This window comes from Labrys okinawensis, from assembly GCF_047345005.1.
GTDB lineage: Bacteria > Pseudomonadota > Alphaproteobacteria > Rhizobiales > Labraceae > Labrys > Labrys okinawensis.
Window position 1 is genome coordinate 6,248,356 of the sequence record NZ_CP178864.1, and the last position, 21,865, is coordinate 6,270,220.

At 65.9% G+C, this 21,865-nt stretch carries 22 protein-coding genes; 12 read left to right on the top strand and 10 right to left on the bottom strand.

The genetic code is table 11. From position 1 onward, the window contains the following. Nucleotides 1–97 precede the first annotated feature (97 nt). Genes ACMDCR_RS28990 through ACMDCR_RS29000 form a run of 3 tightly spaced genes read left to right on the top strand, consistent with a single transcriptional unit; the run spans nucleotide 98 to nucleotide 2,051 of the window. On the top strand, nucleotides 98–1,045 hold the full coding sequence (locus ACMDCR_RS28990) for a PfkB family carbohydrate kinase (protein ID WP_413989921.1): 948 nt from the start codon (nucleotides 98–100) through the stop codon (nucleotides 1,043–1,045). Next, a complete protein-coding gene (gene eda, locus ACMDCR_RS28995) occupies nucleotides 1,042–1,689 on the top strand; it encodes a bifunctional 4-hydroxy-2-oxoglutarate aldolase/2-dehydro-3-deoxy-phosphogluconate aldolase (RefSeq protein WP_413989922.1) in 648 nt (215 codons plus the stop codon). The genes ACMDCR_RS28990 and eda overlap by 4 nt, the downstream gene beginning before the upstream one ends. Continuing rightward, nucleotides 1,689–2,051, top strand: coding sequence for a hypothetical protein (locus ACMDCR_RS29000; RefSeq protein ID WP_413989923.1), 363 nt, complete (start codon nucleotides 1,689–1,691; stop codon nucleotides 2,049–2,051). Before eda ends, ACMDCR_RS29000 begins: the two co-directional genes overlap by 1 nt. A 37-nt stretch (nucleotides 2,052–2,088) precedes the next feature. Here the strand turns inward: ACMDCR_RS29000 and ACMDCR_RS29005 are convergent, their stop codons facing one another. Beyond that, the gene (locus tag ACMDCR_RS29005; protein ID WP_413989924.1) at nucleotides 2,089–4,851 is read right to left on the bottom strand and encodes a DNA translocase FtsK; all 2,763 of its coding nucleotides are present in this window, start codon (nucleotides 4,849–4,851) and stop codon (nucleotides 2,089–2,091) included. Between the two features lie 137 nt (nucleotides 4,852–4,988). Further along, entirely contained in the window at nucleotides 4,989–5,882 is an 894-nt protein-coding gene (locus ACMDCR_RS29010; protein ID WP_413989925.1) for a LysR family transcriptional regulator, read from the bottom strand. Nucleotides 5,883–5,988: 106 nt separating this feature from the next. On the opposite strand from ACMDCR_RS29010, the gene ACMDCR_RS29015 reads away from it, so the two are divergent. The 4 genes from ACMDCR_RS29015 (at nucleotide 5,989) to ACMDCR_RS29030 (ending at nucleotide 10,099) form a co-directional block, all read left to right on the top strand. After that, entirely contained in the window at nucleotides 5,989–6,621 is a 633-nt protein-coding gene (locus tag ACMDCR_RS29015; RefSeq protein WP_413989926.1) for a malonic semialdehyde reductase, read from the top strand. A gap of 170 nt (nucleotides 6,622–6,791) precedes the next feature. Next, the gene (nhaA, locus tag ACMDCR_RS29020) at nucleotides 6,792–7,952 is read left to right on the top strand and encodes a Na+/H+ antiporter NhaA (RefSeq protein ID WP_413989927.1); all 1,161 of its coding nucleotides are present in this window, start codon (nucleotides 6,792–6,794) and stop codon (nucleotides 7,950–7,952) included. Nucleotides 7,953–8,066: 114 nt separating this feature from the next. Then, nucleotides 8,067–9,101: an aspartate-semialdehyde dehydrogenase gene (locus ACMDCR_RS29025; RefSeq protein WP_413989928.1), complete on the top strand. Its 1,035-nt coding sequence runs from the start codon at nucleotides 8,067–8,069 to the stop codon at nucleotides 9,099–9,101. A 92-nt stretch (nucleotides 9,102–9,193) separates the two neighbouring features. After that, nucleotides 9,194–10,099 carry a DMT family transporter gene (locus tag ACMDCR_RS29030; protein WP_413989929.1) on the top strand — a complete coding sequence of 302 codons (906 nt, stop codon included), beginning with the start codon at nucleotides 9,194–9,196 and terminating at the stop codon, nucleotides 10,097–10,099. 63 nt (nucleotides 10,100–10,162) lie between these two features. Here the strand turns inward: ACMDCR_RS29030 and ACMDCR_RS29035 are convergent, their stop codons facing one another. The 3 genes from ACMDCR_RS29035 to proB all read right to left on the bottom strand — a co-directional run bounded on the left by ACMDCR_RS29035 (nucleotide 10,163) and on the right by proB (nucleotide 12,133). Continuing rightward, on the bottom strand, nucleotides 10,163–10,456 hold the full coding sequence (locus ACMDCR_RS29035) for a hypothetical protein (protein WP_413989930.1): 294 nt from the start codon (nucleotides 10,454–10,456) through the stop codon (nucleotides 10,163–10,165). 28 nt (nucleotides 10,457–10,484) lie between these two features. Further along, the gene (locus tag ACMDCR_RS29040; RefSeq protein WP_413989931.1) at nucleotides 10,485–10,883 is read right to left on the bottom strand and encodes a VOC family protein; all 399 of its coding nucleotides are present in this window, start codon (nucleotides 10,881–10,883) and stop codon (nucleotides 10,485–10,487) included. Between the two features lie 101 nt (nucleotides 10,884–10,984). After that, nucleotides 10,985–12,133 (bottom strand): glutamate 5-kinase, encoded by a 1,149-nt coding sequence (gene proB, locus ACMDCR_RS29045; protein ID WP_413989932.1) that lies wholly within the window; start codon nucleotides 12,131–12,133, stop codon nucleotides 10,985–10,987. A 287-nt stretch (nucleotides 12,134–12,420) separates the two neighbouring features. Here proB and ACMDCR_RS29050 point away from each other — a divergent pair, with 287 nt between their 5' ends. From ACMDCR_RS29050 to ACMDCR_RS29065, 4 genes are all read left to right on the top strand, one after another. Continuing rightward, nucleotides 12,421–13,149, top strand: a complete 729-nt coding sequence (locus ACMDCR_RS29050; RefSeq protein ID WP_413989933.1) for a FadR/GntR family transcriptional regulator — start codon at nucleotides 12,421–12,423, stop codon at nucleotides 13,147–13,149. A 151-nt stretch (nucleotides 13,150–13,300) separates the two neighbouring features. After that, nucleotides 13,301–14,311: an NAD-dependent epimerase/dehydratase family protein gene (locus tag ACMDCR_RS29055; RefSeq protein ID WP_413989934.1), complete on the top strand. Its 1,011-nt coding sequence runs from the start codon at nucleotides 13,301–13,303 to the stop codon at nucleotides 14,309–14,311. Nucleotides 14,312–14,380: 69 nt separating this feature from the next. Further along, complete coding sequence (gene ggt / locus ACMDCR_RS29060) at nucleotides 14,381–16,147, top strand: gamma-glutamyltransferase (RefSeq protein WP_413989935.1); 1,767 nt, start codon at nucleotides 14,381–14,383, stop codon at nucleotides 16,145–16,147. Nucleotides 16,148–16,332: 185 nt separating this feature from the next. Then, the gene (locus ACMDCR_RS29065) at nucleotides 16,333–16,971 is read left to right on the top strand and encodes a LysE family translocator (protein ID WP_413989936.1); all 639 of its coding nucleotides are present in this window, start codon (nucleotides 16,333–16,335) and stop codon (nucleotides 16,969–16,971) included. Nucleotides 16,972–17,016: 45 nt separating this feature from the next. Here the strand turns inward: ACMDCR_RS29065 and ACMDCR_RS29070 are convergent, their stop codons facing one another. Then, entirely contained in the window at nucleotides 17,017–17,907 is an 891-nt protein-coding gene (locus ACMDCR_RS29070) for a LysR family transcriptional regulator (protein ID WP_413989937.1), read from the bottom strand. 114 nt (nucleotides 17,908–18,021) lie between these two features. Between ACMDCR_RS29070 and ACMDCR_RS29075 the strand changes: the two genes are divergently transcribed. Continuing rightward, on the top strand, nucleotides 18,022–18,765 hold the full coding sequence (locus ACMDCR_RS29075) for an SDR family NAD(P)-dependent oxidoreductase (RefSeq protein ID WP_413989938.1): 744 nt from the start codon (nucleotides 18,022–18,024) through the stop codon (nucleotides 18,763–18,765). Between the two features lie 131 nt (nucleotides 18,766–18,896). On the opposite strand, the gene ACMDCR_RS29080 is transcribed toward ACMDCR_RS29075, so the two are convergent. From ACMDCR_RS29080 to ACMDCR_RS29095, 4 genes are all read right to left on the bottom strand, one after another. Next, the gene (locus ACMDCR_RS29080) at nucleotides 18,897–19,295 is read right to left on the bottom strand and encodes a GFA family protein (RefSeq protein ID WP_413989939.1); all 399 of its coding nucleotides are present in this window, start codon (nucleotides 19,293–19,295) and stop codon (nucleotides 18,897–18,899) included. 116 nt (nucleotides 19,296–19,411) lie between these two features. Further along, entirely contained in the window at nucleotides 19,412–20,029 is a 618-nt protein-coding gene (locus tag ACMDCR_RS29085; protein ID WP_413989940.1) for a hypothetical protein, read from the bottom strand. Between the two features lie 166 nt (nucleotides 20,030–20,195). Then, nucleotides 20,196–20,798 carry an HAD family hydrolase gene (locus ACMDCR_RS29090; RefSeq protein ID WP_413989941.1) on the bottom strand — a complete coding sequence of 201 codons (603 nt, stop codon included), beginning with the start codon at nucleotides 20,796–20,798 and terminating at the stop codon, nucleotides 20,196–20,198. A 210-nt stretch (nucleotides 20,799–21,008) separates the two neighbouring features. Next, nucleotides 21,009–21,656, bottom strand: a complete 648-nt coding sequence (locus ACMDCR_RS29095) for a glutathione S-transferase family protein (protein WP_413989942.1) — start codon at nucleotides 21,654–21,656, stop codon at nucleotides 21,009–21,011. Nucleotides 21,657–21,865 lie beyond the last annotated feature (209 nt).

Genomic DNA, 21,865 nt, shown 5'->3' on the forward strand with positions numbered 1-21,865 from the left:
AAGCGGCGGCGTCGAGGGCGAAAAAGTCGCGGGTGCTTTCCCCGCTCTCTTTGGCAATGCTATGACGAATCATCATTCTAATGAGGCAGGAGCGGCCGTGTTCGAGTTCCCCCGCAAACAGGCGCATGTCGTGTGCAGCGGCGCGGCTTCCTTCGATTCCATCTTCCGGATGGAGAAGCTGCCGACCGGCCCCGGCAAGGTGCTGCCGCTGCATGCAGTCGAGGTCGCGCATGGCATGGCGGCAAGCGCCGCGGCGGCGGTGGCCAAGCTTGGCGGCCGGGCCACCCTGTTTTCGCGCGTGGGCGATGACGGGGTGGGCGAGCGCATTGTCGGCGATCTCTCCGCCGCCGGCATCGACTGCCGCTTCGTGCGTCGCGCCAGAGACGTGCATTCGCCCATCTGCACCGTGCTGATCGACAAGACGGGCGAGCGGCTGGTGGTGCCCTATTACGATCCGGCGCTCGGCAAGGACCCGTCCTGGCTGCCGCTAGACCTTGTCGCCCGCGCCGACGCCGCGCTGGTCGACATACGCTGGCCGGAGGGCGCGGCGGCGGTGCTGAAGGCGGCCCGCGCCGCCGGCAAGCCGGCCGTACTCGATGCCGATACCGGGCCGCAGGCGGTGATCGGGGAACTGGCTGATCTGGCGAGCCATATCGTATTCTCCGAACCTGCAGCCCTCGCCTTCAGCGGCGCGGGAACGCCGCGGGACGCGCTGAAGGCCCTCACCGGACAACTTGACGGTTTCCTCGCCGTTACCGCCGGACAGGAGGGTTGCTACTGGCTGGAGCGCGAAAGCGGACAGGTGCGCCGGCTGCGCCCGCCAGCGGTCGAGGTGGTCGACACGCTGGCAGCCGGCGATGTCTTTCACGGCGCCTTCACCCTCGCCATCGCGGAAGGCGCGCCGATCCCGCGGGCGATCGCCTTCGCCAATGCAGCTGCCGCCCTGAAATGCCGCAGCTTCGGCGGGCGCCTCGGCACGCCCACGCGGGAGGAAGTGGAAGCGGCCCTGCAAGTCGTCGTACAAGTCTTGGAGGAAACCGTATGAACAGCGCCGAATTGAAAGAACGCATCGCCGCCTTCCCCATCCTGCCGGTGATGCCTGTGCGGTCCATCGACGAAGGCCTCGCCGACATCGACGGGCTGGTGGAGGAAGGCGCCCCGGTGATCGAGATCCTGTTTCGCACCCCCCAGGCGCCGGAGGTGCTCCGCAGGGCCCGGATGCGCCACCCCACCTGCATCTTCGGCGCCGGCACGCTGCTGCATGAAGGCCATGTAAGGCTGGCTGTCGACGCCGGCGCAGCCTTCACCGTGAGCCCTGGCCTAACCCCTGCGCTCCACGAGGCCGTCACGGCCGCCGGCCTCCTCCACATGCCCGGCGCCCTCACCGCTTCCGAGGTGATGCAGGCGCGCGAATGGGGTTATACGCTCCTGAAATACTACCCTTCCGAGGCTTCGAACGGGCTCGCCGTGCTCTCCGACTACGCCAACATCTTCGAGGATGTCGGCTTCGTCACCACGGGCGGCATCCATGCCGGCAAGCTCGCCGTCTATGGCGCAGTGCGTAACATCCTCGCCGTGGGCGGCGGCTGGATGATTCCCTCGCGCCGCCCCACGGAGGATCCGGACCTGCGCGAGCAGGCAGCCATCTTCAAGGCCGCGCGGGACGCGACGCTGAAAAGAGCGGCGTGATGGCGGAGAAGAGCATCGCCGAAAAGCTGCAGGTCAAGGGTGCGCGACGCCTGGCGGTGCTTGACGCGCCGGCACATCTGGATGCCGCCATCGAGGGCGCGCGGGCACCGCTCGCCGAGGCCGAGGTAGCGCTGCTGTTCGTGCGGGACAAGGCCGGGTTGCTGACAAGCCTGGCGGCCAACCTGCCGGCGATGCGGACGGACGCCATCCTGTGGATCGCCTATCCCAAGCTCACCTCGAAGCTGAAGGGCGATCTCAGCCGCGACATCATCCACAATCTCGTGCCGGACCATGGGCTCGATACGGTGGCCTCGATCGCGGTGGACGAAGACTGGTCGGCACTGCGGTTCAAGCGGGCGTGACGATTGGCAGGACGGCGCGACGTCCCAGCCACAACGCCTATTCCTCGTCCTCCATCTCGTCACCATCGTCCGCGTTCCTGACATCGCGGCTGTAGACCAGGATCTCGCGCTTGCCGGCATGGTTCGCCGGGCCGACGATGCCGTCCTTTTCCATGCGCTCCACCAGCGAAGCGGCGCGGTTGTAGCCGATCTGCAGGCGGCGCTGGATGTAGGAGGTCGAGCACTTCTTGTCGCGCATCACGACCTTCTTGGCCTGCTCGTAGAGGTCGCCGCCATCCTCGGCGCCAAAGGCCCCCTTGTCGAACACGGCGCCGTCGGCAGCATCCTCGTCACCGCCCCCCTCGTCCTCGTCCGCCGTGATGGAGTCGAGATAGTCGGGACGGCCCTGGGCTTTGAGATGGGTGACCACCTTCTCCACCTCCTCGTCGGAGACGAAGGGGCCGTGCACGCGGGAGATGCGGCCACCGCCGGCCATGTGCAGCATGTCGCCCTGGCCGAGGAGCTGCTCGGCGCCCTGCTCGCCCAAGATGGTGCGGCTGTCGATCTTGGTGGTGAGCTGGAAGGAGATGCGGGTGGGGAAGTTCGCCTTGATCGTGCCGGTGATGACGTCGACCGAAGGACGCTGCGTCGCCATGATCAGGTGGATACCGGCGGCTCGTGCCATCTGGGCCAGGCGCTGGATCGGCCCTTCGACATTCTTGCCCTCCTGGATCATCAGGTCGGCCATTTCGTCGACGACAATGACGATATAGGGCACGGGCGAGAGGTCCATCTCCTCCTGCTCGTAGAGCGCCTGTCCCGTCTCCTTGTCGAAACCGGTCTGCACGGTGCGCAGCACGGCCTCGCCCTTGGCTTTCGCCTCGGCGGCACGCTGATTGTAGCCATCGATGTTACGCACGCCGAGCTTGGCCATCTTCTTGTAGCGTTCTTCCATCTCGCGCACCGCCCATTTCAAGGCGAGCACCACCTTCTTCATGTCGGTGACGACGGGCGCCAGCAGATGCGGGATGCCGTCATAGATGGAAAGCTCCAGCATCTTCGGATCGACCATGATCATGCGGCACTCGTCCGGCTTGAGTCGGTAGAGAAGCGACAGGATCATGGTGTTGATAGCTACCGACTTGCCCGAGCCGGTGGTGCCGGCGACCAGCAGATGCGGCATCTTCTCGAGCTGGGCAATCACCGGTTCGCCACCGATGGTCTTGCCGAGGCCCAGCGCCAGCTTGTAGCGAGACTTCTCAAAATCCTCCGAGCCCAGAAGCTCTCGAAAATAGACCATCTCGCGCTTGGCGTTCGGCAGCTCGATGCCGATGACGTTTCGGCCAGGAACCACCGCGACGCGGGCCGAGAGGGCCGACATCGAGCGGGCGATGTCGTCGGCAAGGCCGATGACGCGGGAGGACTTGATGCCGGCCGCCGGCTCCAGCTCATAGAGCGTAACAACGGGGCCTGGTCGCACATTGATAATCTCGCCACGCACGCCAAAGTCTTCCAGCACGCCTTCAAGGAGACGAGCATTCTGCTCGAGCGCATCCTGTGACACCGTGGTGCCGACCTGCCGCTTGGGCTCTGACAACAGAGTGAGGGGTGGCAGCTCATAGCGATGCTCGAAGGGAAAGTCCGGCTCGCTCTCGCGAACGATGCGCTTACCCTGCTTGGGCGCGGCTGCAGGCTGGCCGACGCGCGTGGTGGTGATGGCAGGCGCCGCACGCTGGGCCGCTTCCTCCGCGCTCATCAGGGGGCGTTTCGCGGGACGGGCCAGCGGCGCCTCGTCGTCATCCTCGTCGGCATAGGGCATGTAGCTGTCCCGGCTGCCGGAATACTGGTCGACCGCCTCGGGCAGTTCCTCCCCGTCCAGCGAGATCGCCTCATGCGGGCGGCGAGCATCGGCGCGCGGAGCGGTGCGCGGCGTGAAGGCTGGCTCGCGGCGCACGGGCGCGGTTGCCGCGTCGTCGGGCGAACGGCCGAAATGCTGGGCGGCGGCGCGCACGCGGGCGAAGAGATCGGCAATGCCACCGGGCCGGTTCATCGGCGGAGCCACGCGCTGCGGCACCACCTTCACCCGCTTGCGGAACAGGGCGCTCTTGGCCATCAGGCCCCAGTGCAGCACATGGCCGAGGAAGGCGGAGCGCTCGTCGTCCTCCTCCTCTTCCTCGCGGATACGGCGGGGCTGGCCACGAATGCGCATCGGCAGCTCCGGCGCCGGACGCTCCTCCTCGGTGTAGTGGAGGAAAAAGCCGGAGGCGAGCGCCAGCGTTCCGATGGCGCCGGCGCCGAGCAGAAGCGTCAGCATGCCTTGCAGGACGACGGAATGCCGCGCAAACAGGAAGGGCGCGAAGAGGTAGAAGGCCCAATCGCCCACCGCGCCGCCGAGGCCGGTCGGCAGCGGCCAATGCGTGGTGATCGGCAGGCCAGAGGCAAAGCCGGCGGCAAGCAGCACGCCCACCACCAGGCAGATGAGGCGCATGCGCTGCGAATCGATGGCCTTGTGAGCGAGCAGACGCCAGCCCAGAATGGCGATCGGCGCCAGCAGCGCGATCGAAGCGATGCCGAGCATCTGGGTGAGGAAATCGGCCACCACGGCGCCGCCGAAGCCGAGCCAGTTGCGGATCGGCAATTCGCCGCCGACATGGTTGTAGCTGGCATCCTGCACCGACCAGGTGGCCAACGCGATGGCCCCGAGCCCCGCCATGGCAATCAGCGCCATGCCCAGCAGTTCGTTGAGCCGGCGCGCGAGCATGCCCTTCAATTCGTCGGGAAGAGCGTAGCTCTGTGTAAAGCCGCGTCGCATGGTCCGCATTGCCAAGCCTCAAATCAACAAGGTGCGGCAATCCGGAACGGATTCGAGATCAGCGGGAACGCAACACCATAAGCCCAGGGACAGGCTAGAGGGCGGGAGTTAAGGTGGGGTTTACTGGGAGCGCGGACATCACGGCGCTACTCGCCCAGCCGCTTCCTCAGGTCCTCGATCAACCACTGGCTGACCGGGCCGAGGTGCTGGCCATGGCGGCGGACCACATACATGGCAATGCGGGCGCCGTTGCTCTGCGCCAACCGCAGGCGCTTCAGCCTGCCGGCGGCGATATCGCCGTTCACCAGCCAGGCCGGCATGTGGCACCAGCCGAAGCCGGCCAGGAGATAGTCGAGCCTGGTGGCGATGTCGGCGAAGCGCCAGACATGGGTGGAGAAGATGTTGCCACGCATGTTCTGGGTCAGCGGCGTGCGGTCCATCAGCACGAGCTGCGTTTGGGCCTCCACCACCTCCTGGCTGACGGGTTCCGGGGCCTGGGCCATCGGATGATCGGCAGCCACCACCGGAATCATCTCGACATCGACGAGCTTCTCGACATTGAGATCGCGCGAGCCGGTGGCGAGCAGGGCATAGATGGCGAAGAGCACATGGCCGTCGCGCAGGCTCTGCTCCGGACCGCCGAGGCCTTCCGTGATCAGCTTCACCGGCATAAAGGGAAAGGCGAGGCTCAGCGCCTTCAGGCTCTCGATCAGCACCGGTTGGGGAAAGAGCGGGTCGACCGACAGCGCCAGCTCCGGCTCGCATCCCCCAGCGATCGACCCGGCATGGGCGCGTAGCGTATCGGTGCGGGCGATCACCTGGCGGGCATCCATCAGGATGGAGCGGCCGGCCTCGGTCAGCACCGGCTTCTTGGCGCTACGGTCGAACAAGGCGAGGCCGAGCGTATTCTCCAGCGTCTGCACCGCCTGGCTGATGGCCGACTGCACACGCCCGAGCCGCCTTGCGGCGCCCGAGAAGCTACCCTCATCGGCCACGGCTATCAGGATCCGAAGCTGGTCCAGGGTCAGGGAATCGATCATTGGAAGCTCTTCCATCACTTCGACAGATGGATACCATCATAATTTGGCCAATTGAAGTGATGGTTTTGCAGCGCGATATAGCTTGCGATGCAAAGGAGACACCATCATGCGCAACGAAGCCATCGAAGGCGGTGCTGCCGGTTCGGCCCTCAAGGGCCGCGTCGATGCCGCCGTGCTCGACCAGCTCTTCTACAAGGCCCGCACCCACAACGCCTTCCTTGACAGGCACGTGCCTGACGCCCTCCTGAAGGAAGCTGTCGACATCACCTTGCAGGGCCCGACCTCGGCCAACCAGCTGCCGCTGCGCGTCGTGTTCGTGCGCAGCCCGGAAGCCAAGGCCCGCCTTAAGGACGCCCTGGCGCCTGGCAATGTCGACAAGACCATGGCTGCCCCGGTCACCGCGATCCTCGCCTATGACCTGAAGTTCTACGAGCATCTGCCCCGCCTCTTCCCCCATGCCGACGCCAAGTCCTGGTTTGCCGGCAACGAGGCCTTCGCGAAGGCCAGCGCCCACACCAACGGCACTCTGCAGGCCGCCTATTTCATCCTGGCCCTGCGCTCGCTTGGCCTCGACGCCGGTCCGATGGGTGGCTTCGACAGCGCCAAGGTCGACGCCGAATTCTTCCCGGACGGGCAGTTCAAGTCGAACATCCTGGTCAATATCGGCTATGGCGACGACGAGAAGCTCTTCCCCCGCAGCCCGCGCTTCCAGCCGGAAGAGATCGTGACGTTTGCGTAAGACTTCCAGCCGGTGCGCAAATCCTGGGAGCGCGGACTTCCAGTCCGCTCCTGAGCCACAAACGATAGAAATAAGGACGCCGCGGTTTCAACAACCGCGGCATTTTCCTTTACAACGTTATCGTTTCAAGAGCGGACTGGAAGTCCGCGCTCCAGGATTCCCGGCCCCGCATGCATTCTCCCTCCCGTCCCCGTTCCTTCCTGCGCAGCTTCCTCGCCACCGAAGCGGCGGGCGGCATCATCCTGATGGCAGTGGCGGCTTTGGCGTTGATCGTCGCCAATTCGCCGCTCGACGAGGCCTATTTCCACGCTCTGCATCTCTCCATTGGGCCGCTCAGCCTGCTGCACTGGATCAATGACGGGCTGATGGCCCTGTTCTTCCTGCTCGTCGGGCTGGAGATCAAGCGCGAGGTGCTCGACGGCCAGCTCGCCAGCTGGCCGCGCCGGGCTCTGCCGGGCATCGCGGCGCTGGGGGGCATGGTGGTGCCGGCGGCGATCTTCGTGGCTGTGAACTGGGGACATTCCGACACGCTGAAGGGCTGGGCCATCCCGTCCGCCACCGACATCGCCTTTGCGCTCGGCGTGCTGGCGCTGCTCGGCCCACGCGTACCGGCCTCGCTCAAGGTGTTCCTCACCGCGCTCGCCATTATCGACGATCTCGGCGCCGTGGTGATCATCGCGCTGTTCTACACCGCCAAGCTCGACATCTGGATGCTGAATGCGGCGCTCGCCCTGCTCGTCGTGCTCTCGGTCATGAACCGGCGCGGCGTGACCTTCCTGCCGGCCTATCTGGCGCTCGGCGCCGTGCTGTGGGTGCTCACCCTCCTTTCCGGCGTGCATGCAACGCTGGCGGGCGTGGCGCTTGCCTTCACCATCCCGCTGCGGCCATCGGACAGCGGCGAGCACACGCCGCTGCACCGGCTCGAACATGGCCTGCACCCCTGGGTAACCTATCTGATCGTGCCCATCTTCGGCTTCGCCAACGCCGGCGTGGCGCTGTGCGGCATGACGCTCGCCAATCTCGCCGATCCCGTAACCTCCGGCGTGACGCTCGGTCTCTTCCTCGGCAAGCAGATCGGCGTCTTCCTGTTCGCTGCCCTTGCGATCCGGCTGAAATGGGCGCAACTGCCCGAACATGCCGGCTGGGGCCAGGTCTACGGCGTGGCGCTGCTGTGCGGCATCGGCTTCACCATGAGCCTGTTCATCGGCGGCCTCGCCTATGCCGACGCTGCGCCGCTCCTCGACGAGACCAAGCTCGGCGTGCTGATGGGCTCGCTGCTCTCGGCAGGCGCGGGGGCGCTCGTGTTGGCCCTGGTGAGCGGCCGGAAGTGATCTTGGAGCGCTAGCATTTCAATTGATCCGACATTCCCCCGGTGATATGCCAGCGCGCCGTTCCTATATAGGGCGGGCAATCCTCAAGACGTTTTACGGAGAAGGACTGGTACAGTGGGTTACAAGGTCGCCGTCGTGGGCGCCACAGGCAATGTGGGCCGCGAGATGCTGAACATTCTGGCCGAGCGGGCGTTCCCCGCCGATGAAGTGGTTGCGCTGGCTTCGCGCCGCAGCCTGGGCACGGAAGTTTCGTATGGCGAAAAAACGCTGAAAACGCGTGACCTGGCCACCTATGACTTCTCCGACACCGACATCGCCCTGATGTCGGCTGGCGGCGACGTGTCGAAGGAATGGAGCCCCAAGATCGGCGCGCAGGGCTGCGTGGTGATCGACAATTCCTCGGCCTGGCGCTACGACGCCGACGTGCCGCTGATCGTGCCGGAAGTGAATGCCGATGCCATCGTCGGCTTCTCGAAGAAGAACATCATCGCCAATCCGAACTGCTCCACCGCGCAGCTCGTAGTGGCGCTGAAGCCGCTGCATGACCGCTTCGGTATCAAGCGCGTGGTCGTTTCCACCTACCAGTCGGTCTCCGGCGCGGGCAAGGAAGGGCTCGACGAGCTCTTCGCCCAGACCAAGGCCGTCTATGTGAACGACGCGATCGCGCCCAAGAAATTCCCCAAGCGCATCGCCTTCAACGTGATCCCGCATATCGATGTCTTCATGGAGGACGGGTACACGAAGGAAGAGTGGAAGATGGTGGCCGAGACCAAGAAGATCCTCGACCCCAAGATCAAGCTGACCGCGACTTGCGTGCGCGTGCCGGTGTTCATCTCCCACTCGGAAGCCGTGAACATCGAGTTCGCCAAGCCGGTGACGGCGGACGAGGCGCGCGACATCCTGCGCTCGGCGCCCGGCTGCCTCGTCATCGACAAGCGCGAGCCCGGCGGCTACATCACGCCCTATGAGGCGGCAGGCGAGGACGCCACCTACATTTCCCGCATCCGCGAGGACATCACCGTGCCGAATGGCTTGGCGATGTGGGTGGTTTCCGACAATCTGCGCAAGGGCGCGGCGCTCAACGCGATCCAGATCGCCGAGGCGCTGGTGAACCGCAAGCTGCTGCAAGCCAAGAAGAAGGCGGCGTAGGGCGCGACTTCAGCGCACACAAGTTGTGTGCGCGACCTCCCCCACGAAGCTGGGGGAGGCGAGTCGCGCTTCACCTCCCACCTCTCGCGCCCATGTCCGTCGCCCAAACCACCACCGCCCAGCGCCCGGGCATTCCCTCCGCCGCCCTCGCCGCGCTGTTCGTGCCGCTGTGGTCGACCGGCTTCGTGACCGCGCGCCTTGTCGCTCCGCATGCCGAGCCGCTGACTTTTCTCGGCCTGCGCTTCGCCGCGGCCGGAGCCGTGCTCGCTGCCTACGCGCTTTTCGCCGGTGCGCCCTGGCCGCGCAGCGCCAAGGGTTGGCTCGACGCCCTCGTCGCCGGCATGCTCATCCATGGCCTTTATCTCGGCGGTGTGTTCTGGGCCGTCGCGCACGGCCTGCCTTCGGGCATTTCGGCCCTGATCGCCGGCCTTCAGCCGCTCTTCACAGGCCTGCTTTCCAAGCCTCTGCTCGGCGAGGACGTCTCACGCAGGCGGGCGCTCGGCATTGCCATCGGTGCGCTCGGCGCCGGCCTCACCTTGCTGCCCAAGCTCGGTGCGGCGGGCGATGGCGGCATTCCCGTCGTCCCGCTCCTCGTCTGCGCCGCCGGCATGGCTGCCATCACCCTCGGCACGATCTGGCAGAAAAGCCGCGGACGCGGCGCGGACCTCACCACCAACACGGCCATGCAATATGCGGGCGCATTGGTGCCAATCCTCATCGGCATCGCCCTCACGGAACAGGGCCGTTTCGACGCCACTTCCCTGCCCGGCTGGCTGGGCCTGCTCTGGTCGATCTTCGGCATGTCGATCGGCGCCATCCTGCTCCTGATGGTTCTGATCCGCCGTGGCGCGGTCGCCCAGGTCGCCTCCCTGCTCTACCTCGTGCCCGGCGTCTCGGCCGTGATGGCCTGGGCCATGTTCAGCGAGGCGCTCACGCTTATTCAGGTTGCGGGGCTCTTGGTGGCGGCGCTCGGCGTGGCGGTCGCAAATAGGGGATAGGTGGGAGAGCGGATCGTCCGACACTCTCTTGAGTGTCGTAGGGACGTCCCCGCTCCCAGCAACTCAGCGATAGACCCAGTATTTCACCCCGTTGCCGGGATCGACGAAACTGTCACTGGCGCGGCTGACCACCTTCTGACCGGCGGCGAAGCGGCGGCAACGGCCGTCGGCCATGTGGTTGTCGACCTCGCGCTGGAAATTGGCGCCTGCGGCGTGCAGGGCGTTGACGTGCTCGGGCGTGCGGCAGGCGATGTAGGCGCGATCCAGCGGCCTTGCCACCGGGATCGAGCTCGGAGCGGTGGTGGTGCAGGCGCCGAGCAGGGCCAGCGGGGCAAACAGGGAGCAGAGGCGGAGCATAAGGAGTCCTTGGGAGGAGAAAGGCGGCTTAGCCGTCAACGGCGTCGTGGCAGCACAGGCAGAGCTTGTTGCCATCGGGGTCGCGGACATAGGTGCCGTAATAATGGGCATGATACTCGGGCCGAAGCCCCGGCGCACCCTCGTCCCTGCCGCCATGGTTAAGGGCAGCTTGCCAGGCGCGCACCACGGCAGCGCGATCGGGTGCCAGGAGCGCGATCATCGGTCCGTTGCCGGGTGAAGGAGCGCCGCCGTCAAAGGGCTTGCCAATCAGGAAAATCGGACGCGGCGCGCCGGGCTTGACCCATCCCGCCCAGGGGCGCTCTTCCTCGCGGAAGCGCAGGACAAGGCCAAGTTCGCCGAGCACCGCTTCGTAGAAACCGAACGCTCGTTCGAAATCGCCGACGCCGAGGAAAGTGTGGGAGATCATGAGCAGTATCCTCGCGTGGAAGCCTCCCCCAAGCTTCGTGAGGGAGGCTGCCCATGCTTTACCATCTTGCCTTGCGCAACCCGCGCCTGTTCCTGCTTGCCCTATTCCACCGTCACCGTGCTCAGGTCCTCGAAGCGGCTGAACAGGGCCATGTCGTCTCGGTGGATCATTTCCGTCGGCCCGGCCCAGCCGAGGATGTCCTCGATGCTGCGGCTCTTCTTGCCGGCGATCTGGGCGGCCTCGCCGATGTCATAGCCGACGAGGCCGCGGCCGACCTCGGCGCCCGAGGGATCGCGGATGATGACGGCGTCGCCCTGCGAGAAGGTGCCCTCCACACGCTTGACCCCTGCCGGCAGCAGGCTGGCGCCGTTGCGCAGCGCCTTGGCGGCACCGGCGTCGACATGCAGCGTGCCGCGCGGCTCCAGATGCCCGGCGATCCACTTCTTGCGGGCAGTGACGGGGTTGGACGGGGTGAGGAACCAGGTGCACGGCCCGCCTTCCTCGATGCGCTTCAGCGGCGAATCCACCTTGCCCGAGGCGATCACCATGGTGGTGCCGCCACCCACTGCGATCTTCGCCGCCTCGACCTTGGTGCGCATGCCCCCGCGCGAGAGCTCGGAGCCGGCATCCCCAGCCACACCCTCGATCGCCGCAGTGATGCGTTGCACCACCGGGATCAGCGTCGCGGCCGGGTCGAGATGCGGCGGAGCGGTGTAGAGCCCGTCGATGTCCGAGAGCAGCACCAGACAGTCGGCGCCGGCCATGGTGGCGACGCGAGCAGCTAGGCGGTCATTGTCGCCATAGCGGATCTCGGTGGTGGCCACCGTGTCGTTCTCGTTCACAACCGGCACGCAATTGAGTTCCAGCAGCCGGTCGATGGTGCGGCGGGCATTGAGGTAGCGCCTGCGCTCCTCGGTGTCGCCGAGGGTGACGAGGATCTGCGCGGCCGTCAGTCCCCTTGCGCTCAGCGTCTCCGCCCAGGCCTGGGCAAGGCCGACCTGGCCGACCGCGGCCGCAGCCTGGCTCGACTCCAGCGCCAGCGGCCCCTTGGGCAGCTTCAGCAGCGTGCGTCCGAGCGCTATGGCGCCGGAGGAGACCACGATGATCTGGGCGCCGCGCCCGGAGTGGCGGGCAAGATCTTCGACGAGGGAGGCGAGCCAGTCGCGGCGGAGCTTGCCCTGGGCGGAATCGACCAGGAGGGAAGAGCCGATCTTGACGACGATGCGGCGGAAGGAGCTGAGTTCGGGCATGGTGCAACGGGGTTAATGCGAGCCGGCCCGTTCGACAAGGGGGAATGCTCCCAGGTGCACGGGCTTCCAGCCCGTTCTTGGGAACTGGCGCTTTCCGGCACCGTGAGAACGGGCTGGAAGCCCGTGCACCCGGAATCCTGTGGCCAAATCCAACCCCCCTCCCTTTATCCCCTCGCAATATGGTAGGAGGAATGCAACGAAAACAATTGGAACAGGTTGAGTCGCGTCCCAGCGGTCGATCCGCCACACCGCGCTCCGTCTCGTTCGATAAAAAGAAGGAATCGCCTATGGCACGCAGCGCTGGCCGCGCCCGCTCAGGGACATCGCAGACCCGTCACAGCCAGGCGGCGGCGCTGATAGGCCAGCGGATCGTGGCAGGCGAATGGCCCGTTGGAGTGGCCCTGCCCACAGAGGCGGATCTCTCGCGCGAACTTGACGTTTCCCGCGCTTCGCTGCGCGAGGCGATCAAGCTCCTCGCCGGCAAGGGCCTGCTCTCCTCGACGCCACGGCGCGGCACCATCGTGCAGCCGCATTCGAACTGGAACCGTCTCGATGTCGACGTGCTGGTCTGGCAGACCTCCGGCGGCGCCACCAAGAGCTTCGTCAAGGACCTGTTCGAACTGCGTCGCATGATCGAGCCGGAAGCCGCGGCGCTCGCGGCCGAGCGCGCCACGCCCGAACAGCGCGCAGAGGTGGCCGACACCTTTCGCGCCATGGAGGCCGCCACCGAAGTGCAGGCCTCGATCGACGCAGACCTCGCCTTCCATCGCGCTATCGTCAAGGCCGCCAACAATGTGCTGCTCGCCGCCTTCCAGCCGGCCATCGAGGCCTCGCTCGCGGTGTCCTTCACCGTTTCGCGCGCCGGCCAGATCCACCCGCATATCGTACCGATGCACCGCGCGGTGGCCGAACCTATCATCGCGGGCGATGCCGAGGGCGCTCGCAAGGCTATGAACGTGCTGCTCGACCGCTCGGAGTCGGATGCCGCCAGCGTGGCGGTGGATGACAAGACTTGAACCTGGGGCGCGGACGTCCTACGACACTTAAGTAAGTGTCGGACGATCCGCTCTTTATCCCGGATGCGCGGACGTCCCGTCCGTCCTTGGAAACGATGCATTCTGCAGTTAAGGAAGAGCGGACGGGACGTCCGCGCACCCGGGAAAACTCATGAAAATCTGGGTTACCGGCAGCGCCGGCTTCATCGGCTTCCACCTCGCCCGCCGCCTGCTCGACGAAGGCCATCTCGTCACCGGCATCGACGGCTTCACGCCCTATTACGACCTCGCCCTCAAGCGGGCCCGCCACGCTGTCCTCGAGCGCTCGAACGCCTTTCGCCCGAGAATCTTCATGCTGGAGGATCGGGAAGCGCTTTCGGCTCTCGCCGCCGAGGAGACGCCCGACATCGTCCTCCACCTCGCCGGCCAGGCAGGCGTGCGCTACAGCCTGGAAAATCCGCGCGCCTATGTGGATGCCAACCTCGTCGGCCTGTTCAACCTGATGGAGGTGGCGCGCGAGGCCAAGGTGAAGCATTTCCTGTTCGCCTCGACCTCCTCGATCTACGGCGCCAACGCCGCCATCCCCTTCCGCGAGACCGACAGGGCCGACCAGCCCCTTACCCTCTACGCCGCCACCAAGAAGAGCGGCGAAACCATGCTGCATTCCTACGCACATCTGTGGCAGATGCCGGTGACCTGCTTCCGCTTCTTCACTGTCTATGGTCCCTGGGGCCGGCCGGACATGGCGCTGTTCAAATTCGTCGACGCCATCGAGGAAGGCCGGCCGATCGAGGTTTATGGCGAAGGTAGGATGGAGCGCGACTTCACCTTTGTCGGCGACCTCATCGAGGCGATCCTGCGCTTGATGCCCCTGATCCCCCGGCGGGGCGAACCGGTGGGCCGCGAGGGCCTCGATTCACTCTCCCCGGTGGCGCCGCACCGCGTCGTCAACATCGCCGGCGGCCAGCCGGTGGGACTTATGGCCTTCATCGAGACGATCGAGGCGGCGATGGGACGCAAGGCCGAATGCAGGATGCTGCCGATGCAGCAAGGCGACGTGCCGCGGACATTCGCCAGCGCGGAGCTTCTGGAGGCACTGACGGGATACAGGCCGACGACGGGCATCGACGAAGGAGTAAGGGCGTTCGTCGAGTGGTATCGGGCGTGGAAGCAGCGGGGCTAGACCAGCCACTGAGCCCCTTCCCAGCCGGATCGTCCGCGTCTACCCTCCTCCAAAAGAAGGAGACCGCCCGTGAAACGCTTCCTCGCCTCCATCCTCACCGCCCTGCCTCTCGCCGCCTCACCCTTCGCTGCCTCTGCCGCCTCTCGTCCCGCGGTGGAAGCGCCTGACGGGATGGTGGTGTCCTCCCAGCATCTGGCCTCGCAGGCCGGCGCCGATATCCTGGCCGAGGGCGGCAATGCCATCGATGCAGCTGTGGCAGTGGGCTATGCGCAGGCGGTGACCAACAGCTGCTGTGCCAATATCGGTGGCGGCGGCTTCATGGTGATCCATCTCGCCAAGGACGATAGGAACACCTTCATCAATTTCCGCGAGAAGGCTCCGGCCGCGGCCAGCAAGGATATGTATCTGGACGCCCAGGGCAATGTGATCAAGGGCGCCAGCCTTTATGGCTACAAGGCGGTAGGCGTGCCGGGCAGCGTGCTCGGCCTTGACACAGCGCTGTCCCGCTACGGCACGCTGCCGCGCGACAAGGTGATGGCGCCGGCCATCAAGCTCGCCCGCGAAGGGTTCGTCCTCACCCGCGGCGACACGGACATCATCGATGCCGGCGCCCCGCTCCTGAAGAAGGATCCCGAGGCGGCCAGGATCTTCTTCAAGCCCGACGGCTCCGCCCTCCAGCCCGGCGACACGCTCGTGCAGAAAGACCTTGCAGATACGCTGGAGGCCATCGCCAAGAACGGCCCCGACGGCTTCTACAAGGGCGACAACGCTCAGAAGCTGGCCACGGCGATGAAGACCAATGGCGGCCTGATCACCGCGCAGGATCTTTCCGACTACACAGTAACGGAATCCACCCCCGTCACATGCACCTATCGCGGCTATGCCATCGCCTCCTCGCCCCCGCCCTCCTCCGGCGGCACCACGCTCTGCGAAATCCTCAACATCCTGGAAGGCTACGACCTCAAGGGGATGGGCTGGCATTCGGCCGAGGCCGTGCACACCATGGTCGAGGCCATGCGCCACGCCTATATGGACCGCAACACCTATCTCGGCGATCCGGCCTTCGTGAAGAACCCGCTCGACCGGCTGCTTTCGAAGGACTACGCCGGTGAGATCCGCTCGAAGATCCTTCCGGACAAGGCAACGCCGTCCAAGGACGTGCAGCCGGGCACCGCGCCGCATGAGAAGACGGAAACCACGCACTACTCCGTGGTCGACAAAGCCGGCAATGCCGTATCCGTCACCTACACCATCAACGGCCTGTTCGGCGCCGGCGTGATCGCGCCTGGCACAGGTTACCTGCTCAACGACGAGATGGACGATTTCACCACCAAGACGGGCGTACCCAACCTGTTCGGCCTGATCCAGGGCGAGGCCAACTCGATCGCTCCCGGCAAGCGCCCACTGTCCTCGATGGCACCGACCCTGGTCACCAAAGATGGACACATCCTCGCCGTGCTCGGCAGCCCCGGCGGCTCGCGCATCATCACCATCACGCTGCAGACCATCCTCAACCTCATCGACTACGGCATGCAGCCGCAGGAGGCGGTGGATATGCCACGCATCCACCACCAATGGCTGCCGGACGAGGTCTACGCCGAGCCCTACGCCCTCTCGCCCGACACGGTGAAGATCCTGCAGGGCATGGGCTACAAGATCACCCAGCAGACCCCGTGGGGCGCTGCCGAACTGGTGGCACTGCCGGCGCCAGCGGCAACGGGCCAGGGCACAGCGAGTTCCGGCAACGATTCGAGCTTCGGCGGCCAGATGAAGCCGGGGTTTGTCTATGGCGCGAACGACAATAGGAGGCCGGCGGGGTTGGCCGTAGGGGAATGATCCTCTGGGACCGCCTCGCGCAGGAGCGCGGGTGCGGCGAAGTCGTCCGTTTCCTTGGCGGGAATGGCATGGTCATGGGCCTTCTGTTCGGCCCCATCCGGCGCTAAGGTTTGCCTGCCGCGCCGCGGTAGATCGATGCGACGGCAGCGCGTTCGCGAACGCGCCACTCGCTAGTGGAGAGAACCTTGTCTGAAACCGTGACCCTCCTTTCCATTCTCGGCGTCTTCCTGCTCGGCGCCATGAGCCCGGGACCGAGCTTCGTCGTCGTTTCTCGCATCGCGGTGGCCGGCGAGCGCCGCGACGGACTGGCGGCCGCGGTCGGCATGGGCGCCGGCGGCTTCATCTTCGCCTGCATCGCAGTTGCCGGCCTTACCGCACTCCTGTTGCAGGTGGCGTGGCTCGATATCCTCCTGCGTGTCGCCGGCGGCGCCTATCTCATGTGGATCGGCATCAAGATCTGGCGCGGCGCCAGGGACAAGCTTGAGATCGCAGCCGGCCAGCAGGGGCGCCAGGGCTCCTCCCGGAAAGCCTTCGTTCGGGCGCTGCTGGTGCAACTCGCCAACCCGAAGACTGCTATCTTCTATGGCTCGATGTTCGCGGCCATGCTGCCAGCCCATCCACCGCTCTGGATGCTCCTCGCCCTGCCGCCTTTGCTGTTCTGCAACGAATTCGGCTGGTATGCCATCGTTGCCGTCACTTTCTCGGCCAGCCGGCCGCGTTCGCTCTATCTGCGTGCCAAGCCCTGGATCGACCGGACAGCCGGTGCCATCGTCGGCGCCCTCGGAACGAAGCTAATGGTGGAGGGCCTCAGGGCCGTCCGTTAGAGCAAGGTGCGCCTAAGCGTGAACACGCCTCGTTCTAGCTGTGCCTCACACGCCCTCCACAAGCGCCCCCGCCAGATAGTCGGCGAAGGCGCGGGCCTTCTGGGTCGGACGACGGCCGGCGGGGAAGACGACATGAGCGGTAACGGGAGCGAGGCGGTAGTGACGGAGGATCTCGACCAGCGCGCCTGAGGCCAGTTCCTCCCCGCACATCCAGGTGGAGGCGGTGGCGATGCCGAGGCCCGCGCTTGCACAGGCGACGGCGCCCGCAGCGGAGCGGGTGCGCAGGCGCAAATCCGCCGGCCGGGTCTCGCTAACGCCGTCGCGGCTGGCGGTCCAGTTCTGCTCACCGCCATCGCTGGGCCCACCGATAAGATGGTGCCGGTCGAGATCAGCTAGGCTGGTGGGCGCCCCGCGGCGGGCGAGATAGGAAGGCGCGGCGATGAAAAGTCGCCTGGCGGTAGCGAGCCGGCGCGTCACGAAACTCGAATCCGGCTGCTCGCCGAGGCGAAGCGCCAAATCCGCACCCTCGGCGATGAGGTTCTCGAAGCGGTCGGCCATCATCAGGTCGACCCTGAGCTCAGGATGGCGCTCGAGGAAGACGGGCAGGAGCGGCACGATCTGACGCACGCCGAAGGTCGGCGGCAGGGCGACCCGCAGCATCCCGGACAGCCTGTCGGCCCCACGCGCCGCGTTCTCGGCCTCCTCGATGCCGGCCAGAGCATCGCGCGCCCGGGTGAGCAGCGCCTCGCCGGCATCGGTGAGCGAGAGTTGGCGCGTGGTGCGTGTGAGCAGCTTGACGCCGAGCCGCTCCTCCAGCGCCGCCACCGTACGGGAGACCGAGGGCTGCGACAGGCCGAACTCGCGCGCCACCTTCGAGAAGCTGCCGGTCTCGACGGTACGCACGAAGATGCCGAGTTGCTGGAGGCGATCATTCATACATGCAGTGTATATATCATATGGGATCTGCACCGCTACCCCGTCCTGTACGCATGACTTAAGTCCTTGGTCAACGCCGCAGTGCGGCGCTCCAGCAAAGCAAGGATAGGGATCATGGACGAACTCAAGGGCAAGGTGGCGATCGTGACAGGCGCTTCGAAGGGCATCGGCGCGGCGATCGCACGGCAATTCGCCAAGGCCGGCGCCGCTGTGGCGGTCAACTACGCCGCCAGCCGCGATGGCGCCGACAAGGTGGTGGGCGACATCCTCCGCGAGGGCGGCAAGGCGGTGGCCATCCAGGCCGATGTCAGCAAGGGCGCCGACGTGCAGCGCTTGTTCGCCGAGACCAAGGCGGCGCTTGGCACGCCCAGCATCCTTGTCAACAATGCCGGTGTCTTCAGTTTTGCGCCGCTCGACACGGTCACCGAAGCGGACTACCGCCGCCAGTTCGACATCAACGTGCTTGGTACTCTGCTCGCCACGCAGGAAGCGGCTCGCGGCTTCGGCCAGGGCGGCAGCGTCATCAACCTCTCGACGATCTCCAGCACCAATCCCGTGCCGAATTCGGTGGTCTACTCCGCCTCCAAGGCGGCCGTCGACGCCATCACCAAGGCGCTCGCCAATGAGCTTGCCGGCCGTGGCATCCGCGTCAACGCCATCGCCCCCGGCATGACCGAAATCGAAGGCCTGGCCGCGCTGGGCGTCGACGCCGAGGCTGCCAGGTCGATCGGCGCGAACCTGCCGATGGGCCGGGTGGGCCGTCCCGACGACATCGCCAGCGTCGCGGTGTTCCTGGCCTCCGACCAGTCGGCGTGGCTGACCGGCGAACGGATTACGGCGTCGGGTGGGCAGAGGTAAGCCTGGGAGCGCGGACGTCCAGTCCGCTCTTGAACCACCAACGTTTCTTGGAAGGGCGCGACCATTAAGGTGCGCGCCCTTTTCTACGCCCGTAACGTTTCAAGAGCGGACGGGAAGGCCGAGTTCCCGCGTCAGAACCACATATCCGCTACGCAGGTGCCGTCGCGCGGCAGGTCCTCGAAGCTGTCGAGGCCGTCGAAATGGTCGATGAGGAGGGCAGCCACGGCGTCGGGTTCGGCAAGGCGCAGGTTCACAGCGATGCGGCGCTGGCCCTTGTCGTTGGTGCGAGTGGCGCGCCAGTAGCCGACACAGCCGCAATGCAGGCAGAAATGGAATTCGAGGCTGGGTCTCTCGCGCGCACGTGCGTAGGCGCGCGTCTCCCCCGAGACGTGGATGTCCTCGTTCTCGTGACCATAGGCCCAGAGCGTACCGTAGCGCCGGCAGGCGGTGCAATTGCAGGCGGTGGCCGACTCCTGCACGGCGTCACAGCGCCATCGCAGTTGGCCGCAGAGGCAGGATCCTTCGATCATATGTGTGCCCTTCCCCGGTTTGCGCCGCGCAGCTTACAGCATCGGGGCGGGGGCGGGATGAAGAAAGAGCGCAAAACGAAGTCCCCCACGAAACTGGGAAAGGAGCGTCGCCCCCTTCATTGCACCGGCACGCTCACGCTGATCGTCCTGTCGAATACATACACAGCATCGACGATCGCCTTCGCGCCGGCTTCGGTTACCACCTCGCTCCCCAGCGGCAGTCGAGTGGCGGGGTCGAAATAGGCCGTGATATGGGAGGCAATGTTCTGCGGCGCGGTGTCGAAGCCGAAGGTGAGGGCAGGCTTGTCCTTGTAGGGCCGCTCGCCGAGGCATTGCAGATTGAAAAGCTTGACTGTCGCGACATACTCGGCTGTCGGCCAGGCCCCTGTAAGATCAGGCATCTTCTCCGCCTCGACAGGCTTCCAGCCGTCAGGCTGCTTGCTCCAGGCCTTCTGCCTGTCGATGACGACGAGATCGATCAGCTGGCCTTTGCCCGTCTTCGTCATGCGATAGGAGCCGGATGGCACCACCAGTGTGGTGATGGTGCTCACCGGCACCGGCTCGGGCTTCTGCCCCGAGGCCGCCGGCGGCACCACGCTCACCTGCATCTCGATCCGGAACGGCCCGGCCTCGGCCTTGACGGCATTGAGCGCCTTGAAGTCCGACAGGCAATCGGCAGCGGCGGGGGAACCGGCCGCCAGACAGGCCAGGACCGTGATGGCGAACTGCTTCATGTTCTTCCCCGTCGAGGTGCGATTCCCGCTGCGCAACATGCCTACCCGGGCGCGAACTTAACAGCGGATCTTTACAGGCGTTGCAGAAACAGGCCCCTGTCGGAGCCGCCTGTACAGCCGCCCCTGGATCGCTTCGCTGCGCTCTCATTGACGGTATTTCTCCGGGTTATGCGCGCACGCCCTTCTCCGCCAGGAAGCCCCGCAACCAGGCCTCGTCGCGGAACACCTCCGCCTGGAATCCGGCCTGCCGGGCGCCTTCGACATTCTCTGGCTTGTCGTCGAAGAAGATCGAGCGCGCCGGGTCGAGCCCGGCCTGTTCGGCCACCACCTCGAAGGCGCGCACCGCCGGCTTGCCGTGACCGATCAGGTGGCTGAGATAGGGTTCGTAGGCGGCAAAGGCGCCGCCCGACGCGGCCAGCACGAAATCCCAGTGCTCCTGGTTGGTGTTGGAGAAGATGACGACGCGGTTATGCCGCGCCAACTCGCCCATCAGCGCCAGCATGGAGGGATCGACGGCGAGGTGGCAGCACCAGTCGTCGAGGAAGATCTCCCAAGGCTCGGCATAGCCGGCCTCGGCCTTGAGCTGGGCATGGAAATCGCGGATCGGCGCCCCCGTCTCCCAGCGGCTTTGCCTGAAAAGCGCGCCGACTTCCGCCATGCCCCAGGCGGGGGCGCAGCGCGAGGCGAGGCGGGTGAACAGCACGGCATTGTCATGCTGCACCACGACGCCGCCGAGATCGAAGACGAGAGCCTGGAAGGGAGAGGACATGGCGGGAATCCATTGGCAAGACAGCCTCGGAGGGCAATCGGGAGATTTTAGGGCGACCCTCCCGGGGAGAGGCAGGCAAGGATGCCCGTAGATGCCAGCTTTGGTCGATGAGGGTGGCAGAAACATAGTCATTGCGAGCGAAGCGAAGCAATCCAAGGCTCGCAGGCAAGGATGCCTGCGACGCCAGGAAGCCACGCCATTTGCCGCAGCTCAATTCCCGAGCCGTCCCTCGAGGTCGGCGAAGGACACCATCACGTGATCGCGATAGGGCGCGCGCTCCTGCAGGCGGGCATACCAGGCCTCGACATTCGGCACGCGAGGGCGGGAGATGTCCAGGCCGTAATAGCGGTAGAGCGTGGTGCCCACCGTGATATCAGCGAGGCTGAGCTGTTCGCCGAGCATGTAGGCCCGCCCCTCCAGCCAGCGGTCGAGCAGCTGGAAATAGGCCGTGCACTTATCGATGCCGCGCTGGACGGTCGCGGCATCGCGACGATGTGGCGGCGTGCGGTAGAAGCCCCAGAAGATGTCATTCAGGAAGGCGGGCTGCAGCCCGGTCTGCAACCAATCCATCCAGCACTCGGCCTCTGCGCGCGCCGCCGGATCCTCCGCCCAGAACCGCCCGGCGCCATAGCGGGCGGCGAGATAGCGCAGAATCGTGTGCGATTCCCATACGACACTACCGCCGTCGTTGACCACCGGCACGCGGCCATGCGGGTTCATCGCCAGGAATTGCGGCGTGTCCAGCCCGCCGAAATTGCCACCGGCGGGGATGTGCTCATGGACAAGGCCAAGTTCGCCCACCAGCCACATCACCTTCTGCACATTGAAGGAATTCCGCCGTCCCCAGATTCTCAGCATGGCCCGCCTCCGATGGATGCTCCAGCTATACTCCGAAGCCAATATAGCAGGGTGCTGCCGGCGGGGTGGTGTCAATGGTCTTGATGCGGGAACGCAATAGCCGGCTTCACCTTGCCGGGCGGGATGGGACTGCCGGCAAGGAAGCGCCATGTGGAGCCTCCTCCGATCACGCCCGAGGTTGGCGTTTTTCAATGGTGGAACGAAGCACT

What these genes read in the sequence shown, in the direction of transcription:
- nhaA (WP_413989927.1), top strand. Translation starts at nt 6,792, where the DNA reads ATGCATTCTCCCTCCCGTCCCCGTTCCTTCCTGCGCAGCTTCCTCGCC.
- ACMDCR_RS29015 (WP_413989926.1), top strand. Translation starts at nt 5,989, where the DNA reads ATGCGCAACGAAGCCATCGAAGGCGGTGCTGCCGGTTCGGCCCTCAAG.
- ACMDCR_RS29005 (WP_413989924.1), bottom strand. Translation starts at nt 4,851, where the DNA reads ATGCGGACCATGCGACGCGGCTTTACACAGAGCTACGCTCTTCCCGAC.
- ACMDCR_RS29085 (WP_413989940.1), bottom strand. Translation starts at nt 20,029, where the DNA reads ATGAAGCAGTTCGCCATCACGGTCCTGGCCTGTCTGGCGGCCGGTTCC.
- eda (WP_413989922.1), top strand. Translation starts at nt 1,042, where the DNA reads ATGAACAGCGCCGAATTGAAAGAACGCATCGCCGCCTTCCCCATCCTG.
- ACMDCR_RS29000 (WP_413989923.1), top strand. Translation starts at nt 1,689, where the DNA reads ATGGCGGAGAAGAGCATCGCCGAAAAGCTGCAGGTCAAGGGTGCGCGA.
- ACMDCR_RS29080 (WP_413989939.1), bottom strand. Translation starts at nt 19,295, where the DNA reads ATGATCGAAGGATCCTGCCTCTGCGGCCAACTGCGATGGCGCTGTGAC.
- ACMDCR_RS29075 (WP_413989938.1), top strand. Translation starts at nt 18,022, where the DNA reads ATGGACGAACTCAAGGGCAAGGTGGCGATCGTGACAGGCGCTTCGAAG.
- ACMDCR_RS29030 (WP_413989929.1), top strand. Translation starts at nt 9,194, where the DNA reads ATGTCCGTCGCCCAAACCACCACCGCCCAGCGCCCGGGCATTCCCTCC.
- ACMDCR_RS29090 (WP_413989941.1), bottom strand. Translation starts at nt 20,798, where the DNA reads ATGTCCTCTCCCTTCCAGGCTCTCGTCTTCGATCTCGGCGGCGTCGTG.
- ACMDCR_RS29055 (WP_413989934.1), top strand. Translation starts at nt 13,301, where the DNA reads ATGAAAATCTGGGTTACCGGCAGCGCCGGCTTCATCGGCTTCCACCTC.
- proB (WP_413989932.1), bottom strand. Translation starts at nt 12,133, where the DNA reads ATGCCCGAACTCAGCTCCTTCCGCCGCATCGTCGTCAAGATCGGCTCT.
- ACMDCR_RS29040 (WP_413989931.1), bottom strand. Translation starts at nt 10,883, where the DNA reads ATGATCTCCCACACTTTCCTCGGCGTCGGCGATTTCGAACGAGCGTTC.
- ACMDCR_RS29095 (WP_413989942.1), bottom strand. Translation starts at nt 21,656, where the DNA reads ATGCTGAGAATCTGGGGACGGCGGAATTCCTTCAATGTGCAGAAGGTG.
- ACMDCR_RS29070 (WP_413989937.1), bottom strand. Translation starts at nt 17,907, where the DNA reads ATGAATGATCGCCTCCAGCAACTCGGCATCTTCGTGCGTACCGTCGAG.
- ACMDCR_RS29010 (WP_413989925.1), bottom strand. Translation starts at nt 5,882, where the DNA reads ATGATCGATTCCCTGACCCTGGACCAGCTTCGGATCCTGATAGCCGTG.
- ACMDCR_RS29035 (WP_413989930.1), bottom strand. Translation starts at nt 10,456, where the DNA reads ATGCTCCGCCTCTGCTCCCTGTTTGCCCCGCTGGCCCTGCTCGGCGCC.
- ACMDCR_RS29050 (WP_413989933.1), top strand. Translation starts at nt 12,421, where the DNA reads ATGGCACGCAGCGCTGGCCGCGCCCGCTCAGGGACATCGCAGACCCGT.